At 55.3% G+C, this 20,145-nt stretch carries 16 protein-coding genes, 1 pseudogene and 1 riboswitch; of the genes and pseudogenes, 7 read left to right on the forward strand and 10 right to left on the reverse strand.

What is annotated here, in order from left to right:
- Positions 1-59: 59 nt before the first annotated feature.
- Positions 60-581, reverse strand: coding sequence for a disulfide bond formation protein B (locus CFI10_RS02170; RefSeq protein WP_206838775.1), 522 nt, complete (start codon positions 579-581; stop codon positions 60-62).
- A 108-nt stretch (positions 582-689) separates the two neighbouring features.
- A complete protein-coding gene (locus CFI10_RS02175) occupies positions 690-1,688 on the reverse strand; it encodes a cytochrome-c peroxidase (RefSeq protein WP_206838777.1) in 999 nt (332 codons plus the stop codon).
- 338 nt (positions 1,689-2,026) lie between these two features.
- On the opposite strand from CFI10_RS02175, the gene gdhA reads away from it, so the two are divergent.
- Together gdhA and CFI10_RS02185 are read left to right on the forward strand one after the other, a co-directional pair.
- Positions 2,027-3,379 carry an NADP-specific glutamate dehydrogenase gene (gdhA, locus tag CFI10_RS02180; RefSeq protein ID WP_206838779.1) on the forward strand — a complete coding sequence of 451 codons (1,353 nt, stop codon included), beginning with the start codon at positions 2,027-2,029 and terminating at the stop codon, positions 3,377-3,379.
- 69 nt (positions 3,380-3,448) lie between these two features.
- Positions 3,449-4,657, forward strand: a complete 1,209-nt coding sequence (locus CFI10_RS02185; protein WP_242530081.1) for an MFS transporter — start codon at positions 3,449-3,451, stop codon at positions 4,655-4,657.
- Here the strand turns inward: CFI10_RS02185 and CFI10_RS02190 are convergent.
- From CFI10_RS02190 to CFI10_RS02200, 3 genes are read right to left on the reverse strand one after another with little or no spacing between them, the layout of a single operon-like run.
- Complete coding sequence (locus CFI10_RS02190) at positions 4,623-5,660, reverse strand: alpha-L-glutamate ligase-like protein (RefSeq protein ID WP_206838781.1); 1,038 nt, start codon at positions 5,658-5,660, stop codon at positions 4,623-4,625. The genes CFI10_RS02185 and CFI10_RS02190 overlap by 35 nt on opposite strands.
- Positions 5,660-7,177, reverse strand: coding sequence for an inactive transglutaminase family protein (locus tag CFI10_RS02195; RefSeq protein ID WP_206838782.1), 1,518 nt, complete (start codon positions 7,175-7,177; stop codon positions 5,660-5,662). Before CFI10_RS02195 ends, CFI10_RS02190 begins: the two co-directional genes overlap by 1 nt.
- A complete protein-coding gene (locus CFI10_RS02200) occupies positions 7,174-7,983 on the reverse strand; it encodes a putative ATP-dependent zinc protease (RefSeq protein WP_206838797.1) in 810 nt (269 codons plus the stop codon). The genes CFI10_RS02195 and CFI10_RS02200 overlap by 4 nt, the downstream gene beginning before the upstream one ends.
- A gap of 237 nt (positions 7,984-8,220) precedes the next feature.
- Between CFI10_RS02200 and CFI10_RS02205 the strand changes: the two genes are divergently transcribed.
- The 4 genes from CFI10_RS02205 (at position 8,221) to CFI10_RS02220 (ending at position 15,753) form a co-directional block, all read left to right on the forward strand.
- Positions 8,221-9,282, forward strand: a complete 1,062-nt coding sequence (locus tag CFI10_RS02205; protein ID WP_206838799.1) for an efflux RND transporter periplasmic adaptor subunit — start codon at positions 8,221-8,223, stop codon at positions 9,280-9,282.
- A gap of 2 nt (positions 9,283-9,284) precedes the next feature.
- Positions 9,285-12,398, forward strand: a complete 3,114-nt coding sequence (locus CFI10_RS02210) for an efflux RND transporter permease subunit (protein ID WP_206838801.1) — start codon at positions 9,285-9,287, stop codon at positions 12,396-12,398.
- Between the two features lie 73 nt (positions 12,399-12,471).
- Positions 12,472-12,549, reverse strand: a riboswitch (cyclic di-GMP riboswitch).
- 172 nt (positions 12,550-12,721) lie between these two features.
- The gene (locus CFI10_RS02215) at positions 12,722-14,137 is read left to right on the forward strand and encodes a diguanylate cyclase (protein WP_206838803.1); all 1,416 of its coding nucleotides are present in this window, start codon (positions 12,722-12,724) and stop codon (positions 14,135-14,137) included.
- 278 nt (positions 14,138-14,415) lie between these two features.
- Positions 14,416-15,753 carry a tyrosine-type recombinase/integrase gene (locus CFI10_RS02220; RefSeq protein ID WP_206838812.1) on the forward strand — a complete coding sequence of 446 codons (1,338 nt, stop codon included), beginning with the start codon at positions 14,416-14,418 and terminating at the stop codon, positions 15,751-15,753.
- Positions 15,754-15,791: 38 nt separating this feature from the next.
- On the opposite strand, the gene CFI10_RS02225 is transcribed toward CFI10_RS02220, so the two are convergent.
- The 3 genes from CFI10_RS02225 to CFI10_RS02235 all read right to left on the reverse strand — a co-directional run bounded on the left by CFI10_RS02225 (position 15,792) and on the right by CFI10_RS02235 (position 17,904).
- On the reverse strand, positions 15,792-16,010 hold the full coding sequence (locus CFI10_RS02225; protein ID WP_206838814.1) for a helix-turn-helix transcriptional regulator: 219 nt from the start codon (positions 16,008-16,010) through the stop codon (positions 15,792-15,794).
- Positions 16,011-16,269: 259 nt separating this feature from the next.
- Complete coding sequence (locus tag CFI10_RS02230; RefSeq protein WP_206838816.1) at positions 16,270-16,884, reverse strand: hypothetical protein; 615 nt, start codon at positions 16,882-16,884, stop codon at positions 16,270-16,272.
- 51 nt (positions 16,885-16,935) lie between these two features.
- Positions 16,936-17,904, reverse strand: a complete 969-nt coding sequence (locus CFI10_RS02235) for a TraI domain-containing protein (RefSeq protein ID WP_206838827.1) — start codon at positions 17,902-17,904, stop codon at positions 16,936-16,938.
- A gap of 172 nt (positions 17,905-18,076) precedes the next feature.
- Here CFI10_RS02235 and CFI10_RS02240 point away from each other — a divergent pair, with 172 nt between their 5' ends.
- A complete protein-coding gene (locus CFI10_RS02240) occupies positions 18,077-18,283 on the forward strand; it encodes a helix-turn-helix domain-containing protein (RefSeq protein ID WP_206838829.1) in 207 nt (68 codons plus the stop codon).
- 52 nt (positions 18,284-18,335) lie between these two features.
- Here the strand turns inward: CFI10_RS02240 and CFI10_RS19435 are convergent.
- Both CFI10_RS19435 and CFI10_RS02250 read right to left on the reverse strand, forming a co-directional pair.
- Positions 18,336-18,395, reverse strand: a pseudogene (locus CFI10_RS19435) (DUF4113 domain-containing protein); the annotation flags it as partial.
- On the reverse strand, positions 18,396-20,078 hold the full coding sequence (locus tag CFI10_RS02250) for a VRR-NUC domain-containing protein (RefSeq protein WP_206838831.1): 1,683 nt from the start codon (positions 20,076-20,078) through the stop codon (positions 18,396-18,398). It lies immediately after the preceding pseudogene.
- Positions 20,079-20,145 lie beyond the last annotated feature (67 nt).

Below are 20,145 nucleotides of genomic sequence, written 5' to 3' on the forward strand. Positions count from 1 at the left end.
GATCCTCCAAGTATGTCATGGGATCATTGAACCTGACGTCTGTTGCAGAAACATGTCAATCAGCGTTGCAGTAGGCTGCGGATAAGGCCGATGAATGCCAGTGGTACAAACACCAAACCTGCACCGGCCAGCAGCTCGGCCATGGTCAGACCGCCCAGCATTTCCGGTGTATAGCCGCAGGACTCCCAGATCTCGAACATCCAGGGCCACCAATGGTCCGGTGCAAACCAGTCAGGCAGTCCAGAGTCAAAACTGCAGCTGCCCTCAATCCAGTTGCGCTCAATGGCCAATAAGCGCCAGCTGCGTTCGGTAAAGCCCAGCGCAATAGCGGCAGTCAGAAGGTGACAGACCTTTTGCAGATGAGTGCAACGCTGTGCCAAAAGGCCTGTTATTGCAACCAGAACAAGAGCCGCAACCCAGAGGCGGATATGGATGCAGAGCACGCAGGGGCCATAGTCCAGCCCATACTGGAAATATAGTGCCACGCCCTCAGCCGATAGGCTGCCGACCAATAGAATTGACCAGTAAATGCCGGGCCTGAATACATGATTCAGAAATGACTCAACAGCTGGTGTGCTCATCTGAGGTGCTCACGATAACGTTCAGAGAAAAGGTGTTGCAGGAGAGTAACGGGGCAGGAAACTTGAAGCAAGCGACAGAGGCTCTGAGAGAGCCTCTGTCGGGATGTTTCAATCAAACGGTTGAGGTTTCGGAGTCGCATCCACCGATGGTGGCAAAATCGGCATCAGGAACTGGGGCTGGTCACCGGTCAGAGTTTTCATGAAGGCCACGATCTTGGCGTTTTCTTCATCGGTGAATTTACGGCCCAGCTGCAGGCGACCCATGATGTCGGTGGCTTCGGTCAGGGTGGCCGCCTCACCGTCGTGGAAGTACGGATAGGTCAGCTCCACGTTGCGCAGGGTCGGTACCTTGAAGGTAAAACGATCCGCATCCTTGCCGGTAACCGCCGCGCGGCCTTCAACAGGGTTGTTGGTCTGGTAGGGCTCAATCAGGCCCATTTTCTGGAACGAGTTGCCGCCGACTGCCGGGCCGTTGTGACAGGCAACACAGCCGCTGGTCTTGAACAGCTCGTAGCCTTCACGCTCAAACGGGGTGATGGCATCCTGATCGCCCAGCAACCACTGGTCAAAACGGGCGTTTGGTGTCACCAGCGTATTTTCGAACTCGGCAATGGCATCGGTGATCTTGTCGATATTCACCTCTTCATCACCGAATACCAGGCGGAATTCACGTACATAGCCTGGAATGCTTTGAATGACATCGACGGCCAGCACGTGAGTGAAACCCATTTCGGCCGGGTTGGCGATCGGACCACCGGCTTGCTCCTTCAGGTCAGCCGCACGACCGTCCCAGAACTGTGCCACGTTGAGGCTGGAGTTAAGAACAGTGGGCGAGTTGATCGGACCCTGTGCCCAGCCATGTCCGATGGACGTCTTGATATTGTCGGTGCCGCCCATGCTCAGGTTGTGGCAGGAGTTGCAGGAGATGAAACCTGACTTGGACAGGCGTGGGTCGAAGTAGAGTTTCTTGCCCAGTTCGGCCAGGGCCAGGTTCACGTTCTTGAGCGGTTCGATTGGCTGGATCGGCTCATTGGCAATGGCCGAGTGGCTCACAGTGCCGATGGCAAGTGCCAACAGTGAGTGTTTCAACAGGCGTGTAAGTGTCATGGCTTGTGCCTCTTTCAGTGGGCTTGAGTTCCATCATGGCCTTGTTAATCTTCGGTCGCGTTGACTGGGATCAAGTAATGCGCCGGGCTTCTCTGGGTTGAAGTGCCTGACCAAAAAATGAGTGTAGATGTTATCGCAACAGCATGTTGCACAAATATAGTGCAAGGCGCCATATTAGTGCTTTTATTGCACTAATGTGGTGCTGTATAATACCGAGCTTTTTTCCGGCGGGTGTCCCGGTTCTGCCTGTTCAACTGGGGTGTTTCTGCCAGTTGTCATTCTTTCATCGACTCTGGTGTTGCCCGTGAAGCTTTAATCCATTCATCAGAGGTACATTGATGTCCTACATCCATAACACCATCACGCAGCTGATGGCTTCCAGCCCCGCCCAGGCAGAGTTTTATCAGGCTGTTGAAGAGGTACTTGAGTCGCTGGAACCCTTGCTGGAGTCAGAAGCACGCTACCGGGACAGCGGTATCATTGAGCGCATGGTAGAACCAGAACGCCAGATCATGTTCCGCATTCCCTGGGTTGATGACAAGGGCAAGGTGCAGGTCAACAAGGGCTACCGCATCGAATTCAATTCGGCTCTGGGCCCGTATAAGGGCGGTCTGCGATTTCACCCTTCCGTAAATGCCGGCATCATCAAATTTCTCGGTTTTGAACAGATATTCAAAAATGCCCTGACCGGTTTGGCAATTGGTGGTGGCAAGGGCGGTGCCAACTTCAATCCCAAAGGGCGCTCCGATCAGGAGATCATGCGCTTCTGTCAATCTTTCATGAACGAGCTGTACCGTCACATCGGCCCGACGACTGACGTGCCGGCGGGTGATATTGGTGTGGGTGCGCGTGAGATCGGCTACCTGTTCGGGCAATACAAGCGCTTGACTGGCCGTTATGAAGGAGTTCTGACCGGCAAGGGGTTGCTGTGGGGTGGTTCACTGGTACGCAAGGAAGCCACGGGTTACGGCTGTGTCTACTTCGCCCAGAACATGTTGCAGGCCCATGCCGACTCGCTGGCGGGCAAAACCTGTCTGGTGTCCGGTGCCGGCAACGTGGCGATCTACACCATCGAGAAACTGTATCACCTTGGCGCCCGTCCGGTTACATGTTCTGACTCTACCGGTACGCTGTATGACTGTCACGGTATCAATCTGGATACCCTCAAACAGATCAAGGAAGAGCGTCGTGGCTCGCTGGCCGAATATCTGGAAGAACATCCGAAAGCGGAGTTTACCCCGGTTGAGGCCTACCCTGAAAATGGCCATGCCGTATGGCGCTATACGGCCGATGCTGCCTTCCCATGTGCAACTCAGAACGAGTTGACCGAAGCGGATGCGCGCGCACTCATCGGTAATGGCGTGCGCTGCATTAGTGAAGGTGCCAACATGCCTTCAACGCCTGAGGCGGTGGAAGTGTTTATCGCCGAGCGTATTCACTATGGCCCGGGTAAGGCGGCCAACGCAGGCGGCGTTGCTACCAGCCAGTTGGAAATGGCACAGAATGCCAGCATGCAACAGTGGACCTTCGAGCAGGTCGATGAACGCCTGCAACAGATCATGGCTGGTATCTACCAGCGCTGCAGTGAAACGGCCAAGGCATTTGACCAGCCACATAATTTGGTACTGGGTGCCAATATTGCCGGTTTCCGCCGGGTGGCGGATGCCATGCTGGAGCAGGGTGTGGTTTAATCACCTGAACCGGTTTTGCCATCATAGCCCGGGCCCTGTGCCCGGGCTTTTGCTTATTGGAGTCTAAGGATGCGGTCTCTGGCCCCTGAATTTGTTGTGATGCTGGCAGGTATCACGGCTGCCCTTCATATCGGAAAACTGCCACCAGCCATTCCGGTGCTGCAGGATGCTCTTGGTGTCACGTTGGTTGAGGCCGGATTCCTGCTGTCTTTGGTACAGCTGGCCGGCATGCTGGCAGGGGCCTTGATCGGGCTGCTGGCGGACAGTGCCGGCTTGCGCCGCAGTGTACTGCTGGGGCTGGGTATTCTGATGCTCGCCAGCCTGCTCGGCAGCCAGGCACAGAGTGCGGCCATGCTGCTGTTGCTGAGGGGTATTGAGGGTTTCGGTTTTCTGCTGGTGACGCTATCCGGTCCGGGGCTGATTCGGCACCTGGTGGTGGCAGAGAAGTTGAGCCTGCGGCTTGGCTGGTGGGGGTGCTATATGGGGCTGGGCACCGGCACGGCCTTGTTGGCTGGGCCGTGGGTAATGGCACAGGTGGGCTGGCAAGGCTGGTGGATATTGATGGCACTGTTGTCGCTGCTGATGCTGTTCTGGGTCTGGCGTGCCGTGCCACCGGATCAGCAACTGCATACGCGCCAGGAGGGGCCGGTAGGTGGTGCGTTGGGACGTGTGCTGGGGCGGCTGAAACTGACCCTGAGTCATCCGGGCCCCTGGCTGGTGGCGATGATTTTCGCCACCTATTCCGGTCAGTGGCTTTCAGTCATCGGCTTTCTGCCCTCAATCTATTCCGAGGCGGGCATCAGTGCCGGGCTGGTGGGCCCGCTGACGGCTCTGGCGGCGGTGGTCAACATTATTGGTAATGTCCTGTCGGGGCGTTTGCTGCATGTGGGGGTAGGGGCAAGGCAGTTGCTTTATGGCGGTTTTGCTGTAATGGCAATGACCACGTGGTTTGCTTTCTCGGCTCTGACAGCTGACTTCCCTTGGCTGCGTTACCTTGCTGTACTGCTGTTTTCGGCCATCGGCGGCATGGTACCGGGAGCGTTGTTCTCGCTGGCGGTAAGGTTGGCACCGGACAGTTCGGTGGTGTCGACCTGTGTTGGCTGGATGTTGCAGTGGTCGGCTTTTGGTCAGTTTGTGGCGCCGCCAGCCATCGCCTGGCTGGCAGCTCAGGCTGGTGGCTGGCACTGGACCTGGATGGCAACCGGTGCGATGTCACTGCTTGGTGTCGTGCTGGTGACCAGGGTCAGCCGTCTGCCGGGGTTCGCTGCTGCTCACTGAGGATGCTGTTTACCAGGCAGAGCGGTGCAGGATCAATATCGCCCGGCTTGGCGCCAGCCTGCTGCATGGCCCACTCGACTCGTGCCTCGGGGGTCAGGTGAGGACGACGCAGTGCCTCAACCGCCTGCAGGCGTGGCAGCAGGCCCTTGCCATTGGCAATCTGGATGGCTAGCCCGGGGCGGGCATTCAACTCCAGCAGCAGCGGGCCACGCAATGCGTCGACGACCAGGTCCACCCCCATGTAGCCAAGCCCGGTGGCTTCATAACAGCTGCTGGCCATGTTCAGCAGGTACTGCCAGCTTTCGATCTCGATGCTGTTGAGTTCAAGGCCGGTATCGGGATGCAGCGTCAATGGACGGTCGAACTGCACGGCGTTGCGGGCGCGGCCGTTGGCAAGATCCAGCCCGACACCCACTGCACCCTGATGCAGGTTGGCCTTGCCATCTGAAGCACGCGTTGCCAGCCGCAGCATCGCCATTACGGGATAGCCCTGGAACACGATGATGCGAATGTCCGGTACACCTTGAAAAGAGTGGCGTGCAAGGCCTGGTTCGGAGCGTACCAAAGCCTCAACGATGGCTACATCGGGGGCGCCGCCCAGTGAGTAGAGCCCCGCCAGAATATTGGACAGGTGGCGCTCGATTTCCTGCAGCGAAATTTCCATCCCGGATGCTTTGATAAAGCGCTCACCCTCATGCGAGCCGATCACCAGAATGCCCTTGCCGCCGGAGCCCTTGGCCGGTTTGATGGCAAAGCCATCGAACCCTTTAACCCGCTCCATGAAGTGGCCAATTTCGTGCTGCTCACGCACCACCTGCAGCAGAGCAGGTGTGGCGACGCCATACTCTGCCACGGTCTGTTTGGTCAACAGCTTGTTGTCTACCAGTGGGTAGGCACTGCGGTCGTTATAGCGCGCAATATAGTCAATATTGCGCTTGTTCATATTGAGGATGCCGAGCCGGTTCATGCGGCGCGGGCTGATCCAATCGCCCCACCAGCCCATTAGTCGTACCTTTTCATCGGGGTGAATCGGCGCAGTTCGGTGAGCTTGTAACCGGTATACTGACCCAGCAGCAGGATTAGCCCCAGTACTACAAGGTGTAGCTCGGGAAAATTGAAGCTGAGGTGCTCTGCCAGCGGCGCGCGCATCACCAGGAATGCAAAAATGGCGACCAACAGGCTGCCAAAGCCCTGAGTAACCACCTCGCGAGCACCTTCTTCTTCCCACAGGATCGACATGCGCTCAATGGTCCAGGCCAGAATGACCATCGGGAAAAGTGTGACGGTCATGCCGGTGCTGTAGCCCATTTGGTAGCCGATAATACTGATGCCAGCGGTGATAAACAGCACCAGTACAATCAGAGCCGATATGCGTGATACCAGCAGCAGGTTCAGGCTGGATAGATATCCTCGCATCAAGAGCCCCAGTGTGACCACGCCGATAAAGGCCGCTAGGCCTGGCAGTAGAGAGGTTTGCACAAAGGCCACAGCAATCAATACCGGCATGAATGTGCCGGAAGTCTTTATGCCAACCACTATTCGCATCAGGCAGACCACCAGTGCACCAAACGGAAGCAACAACAGCATGCGGAACATGCCTTGCTGCTCAACCGGGAGTTGATGCAGGCTGAAGGCCCCGAACGCCTGCCCGTCAGCCTCGGCGCGGATGATCTGCAGGGCGGGAACTGTCTGACGCAACATTGAGAAGCTGACCACCGAGTTGCTGCCTCCGGTTACATCCAGTAATGAACTGGCCTCCTGCCGCCAGAGCAATACATCATCCGGCACCCCTTGCTCAGCGGTACGTGGGTTGAACGTGAGCCAGCGCTTGCCGTCATGTACCTGCAGCCAGGGTAGCAGCGATTGCTGTCGGCGAGCGTCCTCAAGTCGCAGTCCTTCGGCGATGCGAGCCGGTGTGCCGCTGTGGTTGATGAGAAGGTAAAGGGCCTCGGCGCGGGTTCTGTCACTCAGCAAAAGTCGCGTATTCTGGTCCGGTGTTGGGCTGTTAAGCAGGGTGATCAATTCGCGTGTGAAGCTGGCCGGATTGCTGGAGCGACTGCCCGCCAGCTCAATCGCCGAGCGTGCGGCCGCAATGTCCGGTCCCTCCAGAAAAACTTCGCTGGCGGTGACTGGAGTATTGTCGGGCTCAGTGTCGGTCTGTGCGGAAGCGATCAGTCGGCTCTTGAAGTAGAGTGTCTGTGGGCCGTTTGCCTGGCGGATTGTCCACTCCGCACGGCGATCATGGCCACGTTGTGTAATGGCAAAACCGTAACCGGGTGAAGCTGCCTGCTCGGACAGTACCGAAAATCCCGGCGGACTGTCCGGCAGGTTGAGGCTGACCGTGACGGGCTCGCCCCAGGCACGAAAATCGACCCGTGCTTCGACCAGCCAGACAGGCTGTTGCTGCCCTGGCAGCCAAGGAACCCCCAGCTGATAATGACGCAGAACGGCCAGCAGAACGCCGGCCAGAATCAGCAGGCCTGTTGCAATATAAAACGGGGCTTTGGAATGTCGGCTCAAGGTGTTTTGGCTCCCTGTTCAGTATTGAGGCCTTCGGGCAGCTCGGTCACGAACTCCTGGCCCACATCGATCAGCATCACATCACGCAGGATATTGCGTCCAACCAGTACCGGGTAGGTCAGGTGGCTGCGATCGCTCAGGGTAAATTCAGCCAGGTCACGGTGATCGCCAATCATGAACGGCAGCTCTACGACAATGCGTCGTTCGGGGTCATCGGTGTTTGATTGTATGATGCGAGCACGTCGGGAAATTTCATGCTCCATGGTCAGGGTTTCATCACGGCCGGGTACACTGATATCAAACCGGACCCAAGGCTGTCCGTTGCGTTCAAAACGCTGGATATTGAGTGCATGCAGGGAAGAGGTTGTGGCTCCGCTGTCAATGCGTGCAGTATAGACTAGGCCTGGATCGGCAATGTAAATCGGTTCCGTCTCACCCACCACCAGTTTGCCCTTGAGACGAGCGGACGGTTCGCTGGTGGTTGGCTGCGGTGGCAAAATGCTTGCCTGCTGTTGTGGCAGTGACTGAATCAGGTCCTGTTGTCGGTTCAAACGATCGAGCAGTGCCTGCTGGCGCAGCTGCTGGCGCGTTTCCATGACATCAAACTGCTCAAGAGTACGTGTTTCAAGAGCTTCAAGAGCTTCAAGGCGCTGCTGTTGCAGTTTGTGCTGTTGCTCCAGTTGATCCAGCTCGGCACGCTCCAGAAACAGGTAACGATCGTGGCTACAGCCTGACAGCAGTACGGCAAGGCCCAGCAGAAAAGTAAGACGGGTGATCCTTGATCGGGACGAACGAGTAGAAAGCATGGATAACTCCAGCCAGCAGATAAAGTAAGGAACCTGACAGTGTCAGTTGACTCTGATGTGGGTGCCGACTCTGCAGTAGCGCAGCTTAACAGACGGTGAAAAGTTCACCTGAATATGTTTTGCTGCAGCGTGCAACGTGACGTGGGCATGATAAGACCGCAAAGGATCGTCTGTCACTAACCCGGGCAATAGAGGGAGAAAAAATTCGTGAAACAATGGCTAACAGGATTGTTGATCATGGTTATGACGGCATTGGCGGCTCTTGCCTGGCATCAGCTTGCCCCCGTTGAGCAGCAACAGGGGCGGGAAAAACGTCCTCAAGCCGTACACGTGGTCCAGCCAGAAGTACAGACAGTCAGGGATAGAATTGAAGCGGTTGGCACCTTGCGCTCGCGCGATGAAGTTGTGGTGACCAGTGAGGTTACCGGGCGGATTGTAGCGATTGATTTCACCACCGGTCAGCAAGTGAAAAAGGGGCAGCTTTTGGTGCAGCTGGATGATCGTCAGGCTCAGGCTGATCTGGCGGTAGCTGAGGCACGATTGGCCGATGCTCAGCGTCAATTGCGCCGAGCCCAGCAGCTGCGCAACAGCAACAGCATATCTCAGGCTCAGGTGGATGAACTGCGTACAACCGTCAATGTGGCCGAAGCCGAGCGACAGGCAGCCAGAGTCAGGGCAGCCAACCACCGTATCGTGGCCCCCTTTGCAGGCGTAGTCGGGCTGCGTGAGTTCAGTCCAGGTGCCTATATTGAAAGCGGAGACCCGCTGACCACTCTGGATGCAAGCGGTGAGATGGAGCTGACCTTTGCCGTAGCTGAGCGTTTTGTCGGCCAGTTGCAGTCAGGGCAGCCTGTAAACAGTGTTACCTCGAGCTGGCCTGGCGAAGTGTTTCAAGGTGAACTGGCGGAGCTGGATACCCGAATCGACCCGCTTAGCCGAACGCTAAAGGTCAGGGCACTGATCGACAACAGTGAAGGACGTCTGCGTCCGGGGCAATTCATGTCGGTTCGGTTGACACTCAGGCAGCGCGAGGCGCTGGTCGTACCTGAGCAGGCAGTGCTGTTGCAGGGGGATGAGCGCTATCTGTTCGTCGCCACTGGCGACAATACGGCCGAACGCCGTTCGGTACAGCTGGGCAGTCGTGAGCCGGGCAAGGTCGAAATTCTCTCGGGCATCAACACGGAAGATCGGGTTGTGATCACGGCTCAGGATCGGCTTTCCAGTGGTGATGCACTGCAGATTCTTGAAGGTACGGATAATGCCATTCCGGCGTCTGAGTTGATCCGGCAGGAGTCCTGAACATGGTGTTGTCCGATATTTCCATCAAGCGACCCGTGTTTGCCACGGTCATGAGTCTGCTTATTCTGGTGTTTGGATTGGCGGCCCTGAATCAGCTGCCGGTGCGTGAATATCCCGACATCGATCCGCCGGTAGTGTCTGTTTCGACTGACTATACCGGTGCCGCCGCCGAGGTTGTGGATACCCAGATTACGCAGGTGATCGAGGGTGCAATCAGCGGTATTGAGGGTATTCGCTCCATTGAATCCAGTACCGAGCAGGGCGAATCACGCACCACCATCGAGTTCACCACCTCGCGTGATGTGGATGTGGCGGCCAATGACGTGCGTGATGCCGTGGCCCGTGTGATTAACCGATTGCCGGATGAAGCAGATCCCCCGGTGGTTCGCAAGGCGGACTCCAATGCACGACCGATGATGTGGATTACCCTGAGATCCGATATCTGGGATTCCGCACAGCTGAGTGACTTTGCTGACCGGGTACTGAAAGACCGTTTGGCGGTGGTCGATGGTGTGGCGGAGGTACGGATTGGCGGCGAGCGTCGTTATGCCGTGCGTGTCTGGCTGGACCCGGAGCGGTTGGCGGCGCGTGATATGACGGTGGCTGAAGTGGAGCGGGCACTGCGGGCCAACAATGTCGAGTTACCCGGTGGTTCGGTGGAGTCGGTCAGTCGTGACTTTACCGTGCGCACGGAGGGGCGGCTCAACCGGGTTGAAGAGTTCCGTGAAATGGTGATTCGCCGTGACGGTAACGTGCTGTTGCGACTGGGCGATGTGGCCGATGTGCAACTGGGTGTTGAGTCTGATGTCAGTCGTTTACGTGCCAATGGACAGACCGCCATAGGCATGGGGATTACGCGTCAGTCGAAGGCCAACACGGTCGCGGTCTCAGACCGGGTGAAGGAAGAGCTGAGTCGGATTCGGGAGAGTCTTCCGCCTGAAGTAAGCATCACCGAAAGCTATGACGAATCGATCTTTATTCGCGCATCCATCAAGGAAGTTCTGGTCACGCTGGCGATCTCGGTATCACTGGTGATACTGGTGATCTTCATCTTCCTGCGTTCCTGGCGGGCTACTCTGATACCGGCCGTGACCATACCGGTCGCGGTCATCGGTGCGTTTATCGGTCTTGGCTTTCTCGGCTTCTCCATCAACGTGTTGACACTGCTGGCGATCATTCTGGCGATCGGTCTGGTGGTGGATGATGCCATCGTCATGCTGGAAAACATTCAGCGTCGTATTGATGAGGGTGAGAAACCTCTGGTGGCCGCCTATCTGGGGGCGCGTCAGGTTGCCTTTGCCGTGATCGCCACCACGCTGACACTGGTGGCGGTATTCGTGCCGATCTCATTTATGGGCGGGAATATTGGTCGCCTGTTCAGCGAATTCGGCTTCACACTGGCTTCGGCAGTTATCGTGTCAAGTTTTGTGGCACTGACGCTGGCCCCGATGTTGTGCTCCAAGTGGCTTCAACACAGTCCAGAGCAGGAAGAGGGACACCGGATCTGGATGGCAAGCGAACGTGTATTGGGGGCGCTTAACCGAGGCTATGAACGGTTGCTGCGCTTCTCATTGCGTCAACCCGGTCTTTTGCTGGGGATTGGCCTTGCTGGCCTGGTGCTGGCAGCCGTGATCTTTCCGCGCTTGCCGCAGGAGTTGGCGCCGACCGAAGATCGGGGTGTCATTATCATGCCCAGCAAGGCACCGCGTGGTTCCACAGCCGACTATACCGAGCATCATGTGCGCCAGGTCGAACAGCGACTGCTGCCCTATCTTGAAGACGGAGTCGCGGAACGCTTGCTGTCGATTGTCGGTTTCCGTGGTGAAGCTGACAACGCTTTTATTATCTTGGGTCTTAGCCACTGGGATCAGCGTGATGTTAAACAGCAGAGCATTGCCGCTGAGTTATTTCCAAAACTGGCACAGGTACCCGGCGTGCGCTCGATTCCGATCAACCCGCCGGGGCTGGGGCAAAGTGGCTTCAGTCAGCCCGTCTCTTTTGTAATCGGAGGGCCTGACTATGAAAGCGTACAAGGCTGGAGCCAAGAGATCCTGCAGCGAGCGCAGGAAAACCCTAACCTGATCAACCTTGAAACCGACTTCGAGCTGACTCGACCAGAGCTGCGCGTTGACATCGACCGCCAGCGTGCGGCTGATCTTGATGTCACGGTTGAAGATGTGGGGCTGACCTTGCAAACCGTACTGGCGTCACGTCAGGTTACCACCTACATGGATCGGGGCCGTGAGTATGATGTTATCGTACAGGCGCAGGATGCGAGCAGGGCGACGCCAGCTGACCTTGGGCGGATCTATCTTCGCCCGCGTGAAGGGGGCGGCCTGATTCCGCTGCAGGCACTGGTGGATGTAGAGGAGGTGGGGGCGAACCCAGACCTGCGGCGCATCGACCGCTTGCCTGCCGTCATTATTAGTGGCTCACTGGCGCCCGGCTATGACCTGGGTACGGCACTGAATTACCTTAACGGGCTGGCGCAGGACTATTTGCCACCTGAAGCCCGTGTCAGCTATCAGGGACTCAGCCGTGAATTTCAGGAATCTTCAGCGGCGATCTATCTGACGTTTGCACTGGCATTTGTCATTGTCTTCCTGGTGTTGGCGGCTCAGTTCGAGAGCTGGATTCACCCCCTGATTATTATGCTGACCGTGCCTCTGGCTGTGACGGGAGCACTGGCTGCGCTTTGGGCATCGGGGATCAGTCTCAATATCTACAGCCAGATCGGCATCATCATGTTGCTGGGGCTGATGGCCAAAAACGGCATCCTTATTGTGGAGTTTGCCAATCAGTTGCGTGATAAGGGTCTGGACGTACATGAGGCGATTCTCCAGGGGGCGATCATGCGCTTCAGACCGGTATTGATGACCACCATCTCCACCATCTTCGGTGCGATACCACTGGTGCTGGCGACAGGAGCGGGGGCGGAAAGCCGTGCCGCTATTGGTGTGGTCATTCTGGGCGGGTTGTTGTTTGCCGCCACGCTGACTCTTTTCATCATTCCGGTGCTGTATAACTTGCTGGCACGCTACGCCAAGTCAGCGGGTGTGGTTGAAAAGGCACTAAGCCGAGAGTTGCCAAAAGGACGAGAAGATGAGGTCAAATAGGAACGCAATTTGGGAGGCCCGAAGTCTATTACGGGACAGGTAGCACGGAAATAAGGGTAGGGCGAATCTCTCTTTCGGTAGCCAGGCAGTCTCATCCATTGCAGACCCTAGGCTTTGCGCCCACTGCGAACAGTGGTTGCCCTTTCGGGAGAGATTCTTTCGCTGGAAAGCGGGAAAGGCCATACATCAAAGCCAAACCTGATTGCATACTAGCAATATTAGTGTGCGTTCGCCAACCATAAGGTTTTGAGTCGGATCAATAAGAACGTGGGCCATGATACACTTTAACTTGATGTTTCCTTCCTACGGGCCATGGAGTGATCATGCCTCGCTTTTCGACCGAGCAATTGTGTACAGAGTGGACTGCAATCAATCAACGCTTCAGCGCAGAGGTTCAGCAGTTTGTCATCGACTTTTCCCAGCAGCACGCGAGCTCATTGTCAGAGCACTTTTATCGCGAGATGCTGGGTGATCCCACTGCATCACAGTTTCTGTCAAACGATGAAGTACAGAGTCGTTTGGGTCAGTCCATGCGGCGTTGGGTTGCGGGCCTGTTTGTCTCGACCACTGAAGATGATGTGCTGCGATTGATAGCGGAACAACGCAAGATCGGTGAAGTGCATGCTCGCATTGGCATACCTGTTCACCTGGTGCTGAGAGGTGCGCGTTGCCTCAAGGATCGCTTTGTTCAGCTGCTGCATGAAGTGCCGAATCTGCCAGATGAAGATCAGTATGCGGCGATGCGACTGGCATCGGATACCATCGATCTGACAATGGAAGTTATGGGGCACGCCTACTCCCTGTCACACGATCGAAATTCGCGATCTGAAGAGGCCTATCGACTTTTTGCCATAACCCAGAATATTGCCAGCGAGAAAGAGCAGCAGAGGGCGGCTCTGTTCGACTGGGAAAATCAGTTGATGTTCAGTCAGGCGGTTGGTACTCAACTGAGTGAACTACCGCGCATACAGTCGTCGGACTTTGGTTTATGGTTCCGTCACAAAGGTATTCATGCCTTTGAGGGCTCGGCTGAGGCCGGCGCGGTGATGGATACCATGGAAGAGATTGACAGTGTGCTGCTGCCGCTTTTCGGATCGGATGGCAGTAACACCATCGCCATCAGCCAGGATTCACGCGTACATCTGCTGCGAGACCTGCGGGATAAGGTTAAAAGCATACGCTTTCACCTCAGCAATTTGTTTGAGCGCAACGATGAATTGGAATCCGGTCGAGATGTGCTGACGCGGCTGTTGAACCGGAAGTTCATGCCGGTAGTGTTGAGCAAGCAGGTCAGCCAGTCCCGCACTCAGAAAACAGCCTTCGCCGTCCTTGCTATTGATATTGATCACTTCAAGCAAGTGAACGACATTCATGGGCATCAGGCGGGGGACAGTGTCTTGCAACAGCTGGCGTTGATATTGCTGAACAACAGCCGTTCCGGCGATTACCTGTTCCGCTTGGGTGGTGAAGAGTTCTTACTCATTGCAGTTGATATGGATGCCACGCGTGCCAGGACTGTGGCGGAGAAGCTGCGTAAAAGCGTCGAGCGGGAAAGTTTCCTGCTGTACGATGGCAAAGAGCTGAAAGCCACCATCAGCGTGGGTGTGGCCTGCTTTGATGGTCACCCCGATTATCAGAGAGTGTTGCGCAAAGCCGATGATGCGCTTTATCAGGCCAAAAACAGTGGCCGCAACAGAGTGGTAGTGGCGATGGGTGGTGGGGCGTCAGAAGTTGATTGATGCAAAAAGACTGGTGCCCCAGGCAGGACTCCAACCTGCGACCTGCCCCTTAGGAGGGGAAAGGGATTGGTATCTCAGGCTGTTTATATGAATTTCATTCTGTCTCGAAATGTCTCTAAATAAACAAATAAAACAATATGTTACGATTATTTCCTCTGTTCAGCTAGTATCATCGATTCTCATCTAGACTCACGCTATACTATGCCAAGTGGTGGGCCGCTTGGTGGGCCGCTTGGTGGGCCGCTGGTGGGCCAGTTTGACGTATAAAAGAGCTTAAGATGAAGCAGCAAATACTCAGTTCTCATCGTGAGATACAGGCACTGAAACCCTCAGGTAACGCGAGTGTTGAACGTATCAGAGTATCATCAACACACGGTCCAGGCTTGTATATCGAAATGCGTGGCGACCGTGTGAGCAAACGCTGGGTCTACCGATTCAGACTGGGTAACAAGCGCCCTGATTTGATTATCGGCACTTTTCCATCTGTAAGTTTGAAGCAGGCAAGAGAATTGCACGGTAAAGCTGTTCAGCTGGTAAAACAGGGCATTGATCCACGGTCGTATCGTGCCGCTGAGGTCGCTAAAAACACTCAGGCATGGAGCATGCAAGAAGCGTTTTCGTACTGGATAAAGCACTATGCTGCGAATCCGACTCGGAATGGCTACCTGCCAACAGAAAAAACTGTCAAACAGATGCAGCGTCGATGGCGCTTGCACCTGCAGGATGATCTGGGATCGTTCCGAGTCATGGATCTGAATCGATCCAAGCTATTGGAAGTCTTGTCGAATGCAGCCATTAAGGCGCGGGAAGAAGCCAGGCAGTGCCTGACATTGCTGAAAGCGTTGCTGGCCTATTGTGAGGATATGGAGCAAATCGAGGAGAGCCCAGCTGCCACCATAACTCCCGGAAAAATCAAGGCGCGTCCCGCTCCTCCAAAAAAACGCTACCTCACTTTGCCAGAGTTAAGGGAGCTTCTTGTGGCACTGGATTGTGATACAGGCCGTACTTCTGCCAGTACTCGTAATGCCATCAAGCTTGCTGCCTCGACAGCTGCCAGGAGAAGTGAGGTTTCTCAGCTACTGTGGTCGGAGTTGGATCTTGAAAATGGAGTCTGGACATTACCAGACCATCGATCTAAAACTCGGCAAGGAAGACGGATAAAACTTTCAGCTTATTCGCTGGATGTACTGCGTCAACAACGGCAGCACAGCAATTCCCAGTATGTATTTGAGTCTCCACGCAAGCCTGGGGAGCCCATAGGTATTGATGTGCTGTCAAAAGCGGTAAAACGTCTTCAAGGACGTGATACGAAAGAGCAAAATTTGGATGCTCCTTTAGCACATTTGGAGCCTTTTGGTGTTCACGATGTGCGTAGAACGGTAACGACGGCATTGACGGAACACTTGGGTGCCGACAAGCTGTTGGTCGATGTAATGATTGGCCATGCGGAGCCACGTTTGATTGCTACCTATAACCGTGCTGATCGCTGGCCACTACAGGTGCAGATATGGTGTCAGTGGGGGGATATGCTCTCGAACCTTTGCTCCGATAAGCCAGAATTTATACAGGAATCGAAGCACACTAACGTCATTCACGTCCAGTTTGGAAGTCGCTGATTGACGGTGAATAAACTATGGATGTGAAGAAGGGGCTTTTAGGCCCCTTCGGATTGGTTCCCGTTGCGCTGTGCACACCATCGGTCGGTTCCGAGTTGTATCCATTCCTGAATATCTGACTCGCGCCATGAAACCCGACCTCCGCTGATTCTGACACGCTGCGGAAACTCCCCTGCATCCATTTGCCGATAGATGGTTGCCCGGGATAGTCCCGTAACGTTAATCACTGCATCAATACTCAACATTCGGTCCAGCATATATACCCCTGTTCAAAAAATGGCATGAATCTCGCGCACCTGCATTAACGATCAAGGTTTGGAGATAGGGCGATTCTGAACCAAAAGTCGACAGGGTGAGGTTCGGCAAATTGCTGAAAAAACGCAAAAACTCGAGAATAGCTAAAAAACGAACAGTTATTGTGCTCATGGTTCAGAAAGTGAGATGTGAACCTGCAGTATCGGATTGGAAGTCTGGATCTCACGCGGGTAGTCCCATTGACTTGGGAGATACTCCATTTTAGGCCGCCAGACTTGGAAGTTTCACATGCATCCCGAAGCTAGACCTCATATTCAAGATACAACCTGTTGTCCCGGGATCTTCCCCTAGGTTATCGAGCCTCGTAGTCAGTTCATCGTGCAATCGTCCCGGCTTTGTTTTTTCGACAACGGCCAGATAATGCTGCATAAAGTGCCCGAATGTCCGTGCTGGATCCGGTCTCTCTTCCAAATAGGGTGATGCATGCTCCATACGCCAGGCTACAGCCAAACAGTAGGCTCCCCAGAGACCATGCTTTTGTACAGAAAAAATGGCCGTTAAAGCCCGCCGTGATCCACTGGGTGCCTGTGCTCGGAACTGATGGATCACGGCACCATTGCGATGTTGGTTTGGCTTGCAGTACCAGGAAATACCGGCAAGCCCGGTAACGTTCGTGGGATTATAGGTGCGCAGAGTACGGTTTTTCGCGAGCGTGTTGATCAACTCATCGCGTGCCTGCATTGCCGCTGCACGCGCTTGATCACGGCCACCATGGCGTGTATTGCCAAAAAAAGCCTGGTATTTTCTCCCATTGACGCATTTGCGGACCATGAAACCTGTGTCGATCTCGGTAATATGCTTCATTGAGTTGGGCATGAGCGCTTATCCTCCGGATGGAATACGGCAGGGTTTACTCAAACATCTGCATCAGGCTGCCTCGTAGGCGATAGCCTCATCGCCAGGTAGCCAGAATCGTTGCTGATTGATGCTGCGCATTCCGTTGAGTGAATAATTCCGGGAAGCACGCTTTTGCTTGTCCGCCATGGCGTTTTGGCCGTCAGCATCACGCAGGTATCGCGCCAACGTGGTCATGGCAGTTTTACCATAACGGGCTCCTGGAGACGCGCAGGTCCAAACATGTCGTAACGTATCGGCAATGTCTGGCAGGTTTTGGTCCAGGTATTCCAATCCATGGGCACACAGCTCGAGTGTGAGTTGATCATGGTCTACCAGTGATGCGGTCGGCTGCTGGAACCCCCCTCTCCGATAGACCCTGATTTTACCGAGGTCATGCAGTAACCCGGCAACAAACCCCGTCTCCTGCCACACCAATGGCATGTTCGGCTCATTCAATCGGATCATGCCGACAACCATCTGGGCGACCTCCAACGAATGCGTCATCAGTCCTCCAGGGTAGGCATGGTGGTCACGCTGGCTGGCGGGCAACAACATAAAACATTCCAGACGATCACTGCGTTCCAAGCTGAATTTCAGGAAATGGCGCAGCTGAAATGTTTGGAGGTTGTTTACCGCAGAGACAAGCTGATCCGACACATCCGGTAGCGGTGATAGACTTCGCGGAAGCGAATGTAGGCAAGGTAGCCTCATGACTTGATCGGTTGTAGGTTTACCGATGTAGGTCAAAGTCAGAATCGGGTTCGTATCTTCCCCGGTGCGATAGCCGATCACGTATACCAGTGAGAAATGTTGCAGCAGAACATTGCTGTCGATCTGGCAAGTTATAGTCGCGAATGCAGTGTATGTCATGCACCAGCAGCTGAGCTGTAACTCATGAACAGGATCACCGTCAGCATCGATACGGGTCACCAGGCCTGTGATGCGCAGAATATCGTGGTGGGGCTGCCCCCGCATAGCGCCATTTTTCTGTACTTGCATGTGTGAGTACCCTCTGCGGAAATGGTTTTTCAAAATCTGCGCTGTTACCCTAAGCGCACAAATCATATTCGTAATAACAGAATGTCATCCTGAATGGCATTATAGGCGGCAAAATGATCTTTGCAATGCTTTTATGTCATTCTGGGTGGCTTATTTATATTCAGGATTGAAAATGGTCCGTTGTCATCTGTCTCGCCTGATGGGGGAGCGCAAAATGAAAATCATCGATGTCGCGCGGGAAACCGGCCTGAACCGCAATACGATCACGCTGCTATACAAGGAAAACGCGCAGAGGGTCGACCTGGATGCGATCGATAGGCTCTGTCACCTGTTTGGGTGTGAGGTGGGCGATTTACTGGAGTATGTGCCTGAGGAATAGGGCGAGAAAGATGGGGGTGATTGTTGGGAAGGCTATATAGAAGCAGCGAGAGTCATCGCACTTTTGGTATCTCGTTCCAGCGGGTGGTATACGCCGGCGATAGATGCGACCTTCACGAAACGCTCTCGTGTTCATGCCAGCTCACGTTGAGCACACTGACCGGCATCTCATGTTGCAGCATCGCCTGCAGCCATAGCCGTTGATGATCCTGCAGTCGATCACCCGGGCCCTTCACTTCGATCAGACGATACTGTCCTGTATTTCGGCTCAGCGCGATGAGATCCGGCAGCCCGCGTCGATGGTGGCGCAGGTCCAGCAACAGATGACGAAAGACCGTTTCAAGATGCGCAGCCGGAATCATCGCCAAAGCGTTCTCGACCAAATCAGGTGTCAGACTGGGCCAGTGGATCAATGAGCAGCTGATACCCCGCTTCTGATCCAGCCGTTGCAGAATCGTCTGCGGGTAGGTGCCCGACTGGAGCTTCTCAAAGCCTTCATCGAGCCATTCGGCGCGTGACTCATTGAACCCTGGTCGATACAAGTCGGCAGGCCCTGACTGAAACGGGTTGAAGAAGGCACCGCGCACCGGTGCAAACAAGGCTGGCCAGAACAGCAGGGCAAAGAGCCCGGTAAAAAGTCGATTCTCGACATGAAACAGCGCTGTATCCGAGTCTGACAGAGATGCGATCACGGCCTGCTCGACCCGGCCCTGTGCGGGCTTGGGCAGAACGACCGACTCAGTGGGGATCGACAGAGCTTCGGATACAGCAAAATCCAGTTTGGCCTTACGGGCACAGCGCTGCTGTATGCGCTGCAGTCCGACGCGGATCTCGGGCTGAGGAATGCGGACGTACGCCTCACAGGCCCACTGAAACACCTGCTCCGGCGGCTCGAGCTTCTCCTGTATCCTCAGCGCACGCAACTGCGCTTCACGGTGTTGGCTTTGCAGATACAGGTTCAATGCCAGGTCGGTCTGCTGCTGGCGCTCGGCCTCACGGCCCAACTGAAACAGCACCTTCTGGCGGCGGTAATCGATCCAGTCACAGTCGATCTCTGGTGGCAGGGAGTCACACAACACTTCAATCGGCTCGCCCTCAGCGGCCTGTTGCTGGAGTTGGTGCAACTGCAGATATAGATCCACTTCCGCCCGGTTCTGGAAAGGGCGAGACTCATCTGTCAGTGGGACCGGCTCGAACTGCTGCAGCCCCAGTTCGGTCAGCACAAACTCGGACCAGCTCTGGTACAGATTGCCAAAGAACATCAGCCGCAGGCGGTCGAACAGGTCGCTGCATGACAGCTCAAGGACCTTAAAGGGGGCTTGAGGCCACCAGTTCTCAACCGTTTGGAGCTGGGTATCTGGAAATGCATTCAGCAGGGTGGTGACCAGATCCGTCTTACGGCTTGAGGCTGCAAAGGTTGCATCAGGCAGCAGCTGTTGGGCCAATGCGCGGCATTCGTCACGTCGGCTCAGCTGGCACAGCACCTCCAGCGATAACTTGGGTTGGGTCTCGACCAGCCCCGATAAAGCCAGTGCTTCGATGGCACCACCCAAGTCGGGAACCTCGTCATACCGCAAGGCGTCGGTACGAAACAGCGTACCCTTACGCATCACCATCCTAATCAACAACGCCCGCGCAGGCAGATCCAGCGACAGCAGACGTTCCAGTGCTTGTACCTCGTTTTGCAGCAACAGGTCGTCATACTGACTCAGGCACAGCCGAACCACCTGCTCGGCATTGCGCAGGTAGTAGAGCGGGTCATCCAAAGGCGTAGAGGTGAGGGCATCGATCTTCATGGTGGTATTGTACGGCAGGTTGATCGAAAGCGGTTTTGCATTAGAGCGACACGATATGTCGTTTGGC

The organism is Marinobacterium iners (genome assembly GCF_017310015.1).
GTDB classification, from domain to species: domain Bacteria; phylum Pseudomonadota; class Gammaproteobacteria; order Pseudomonadales; family Balneatricaceae; genus Marinobacterium; species Marinobacterium iners.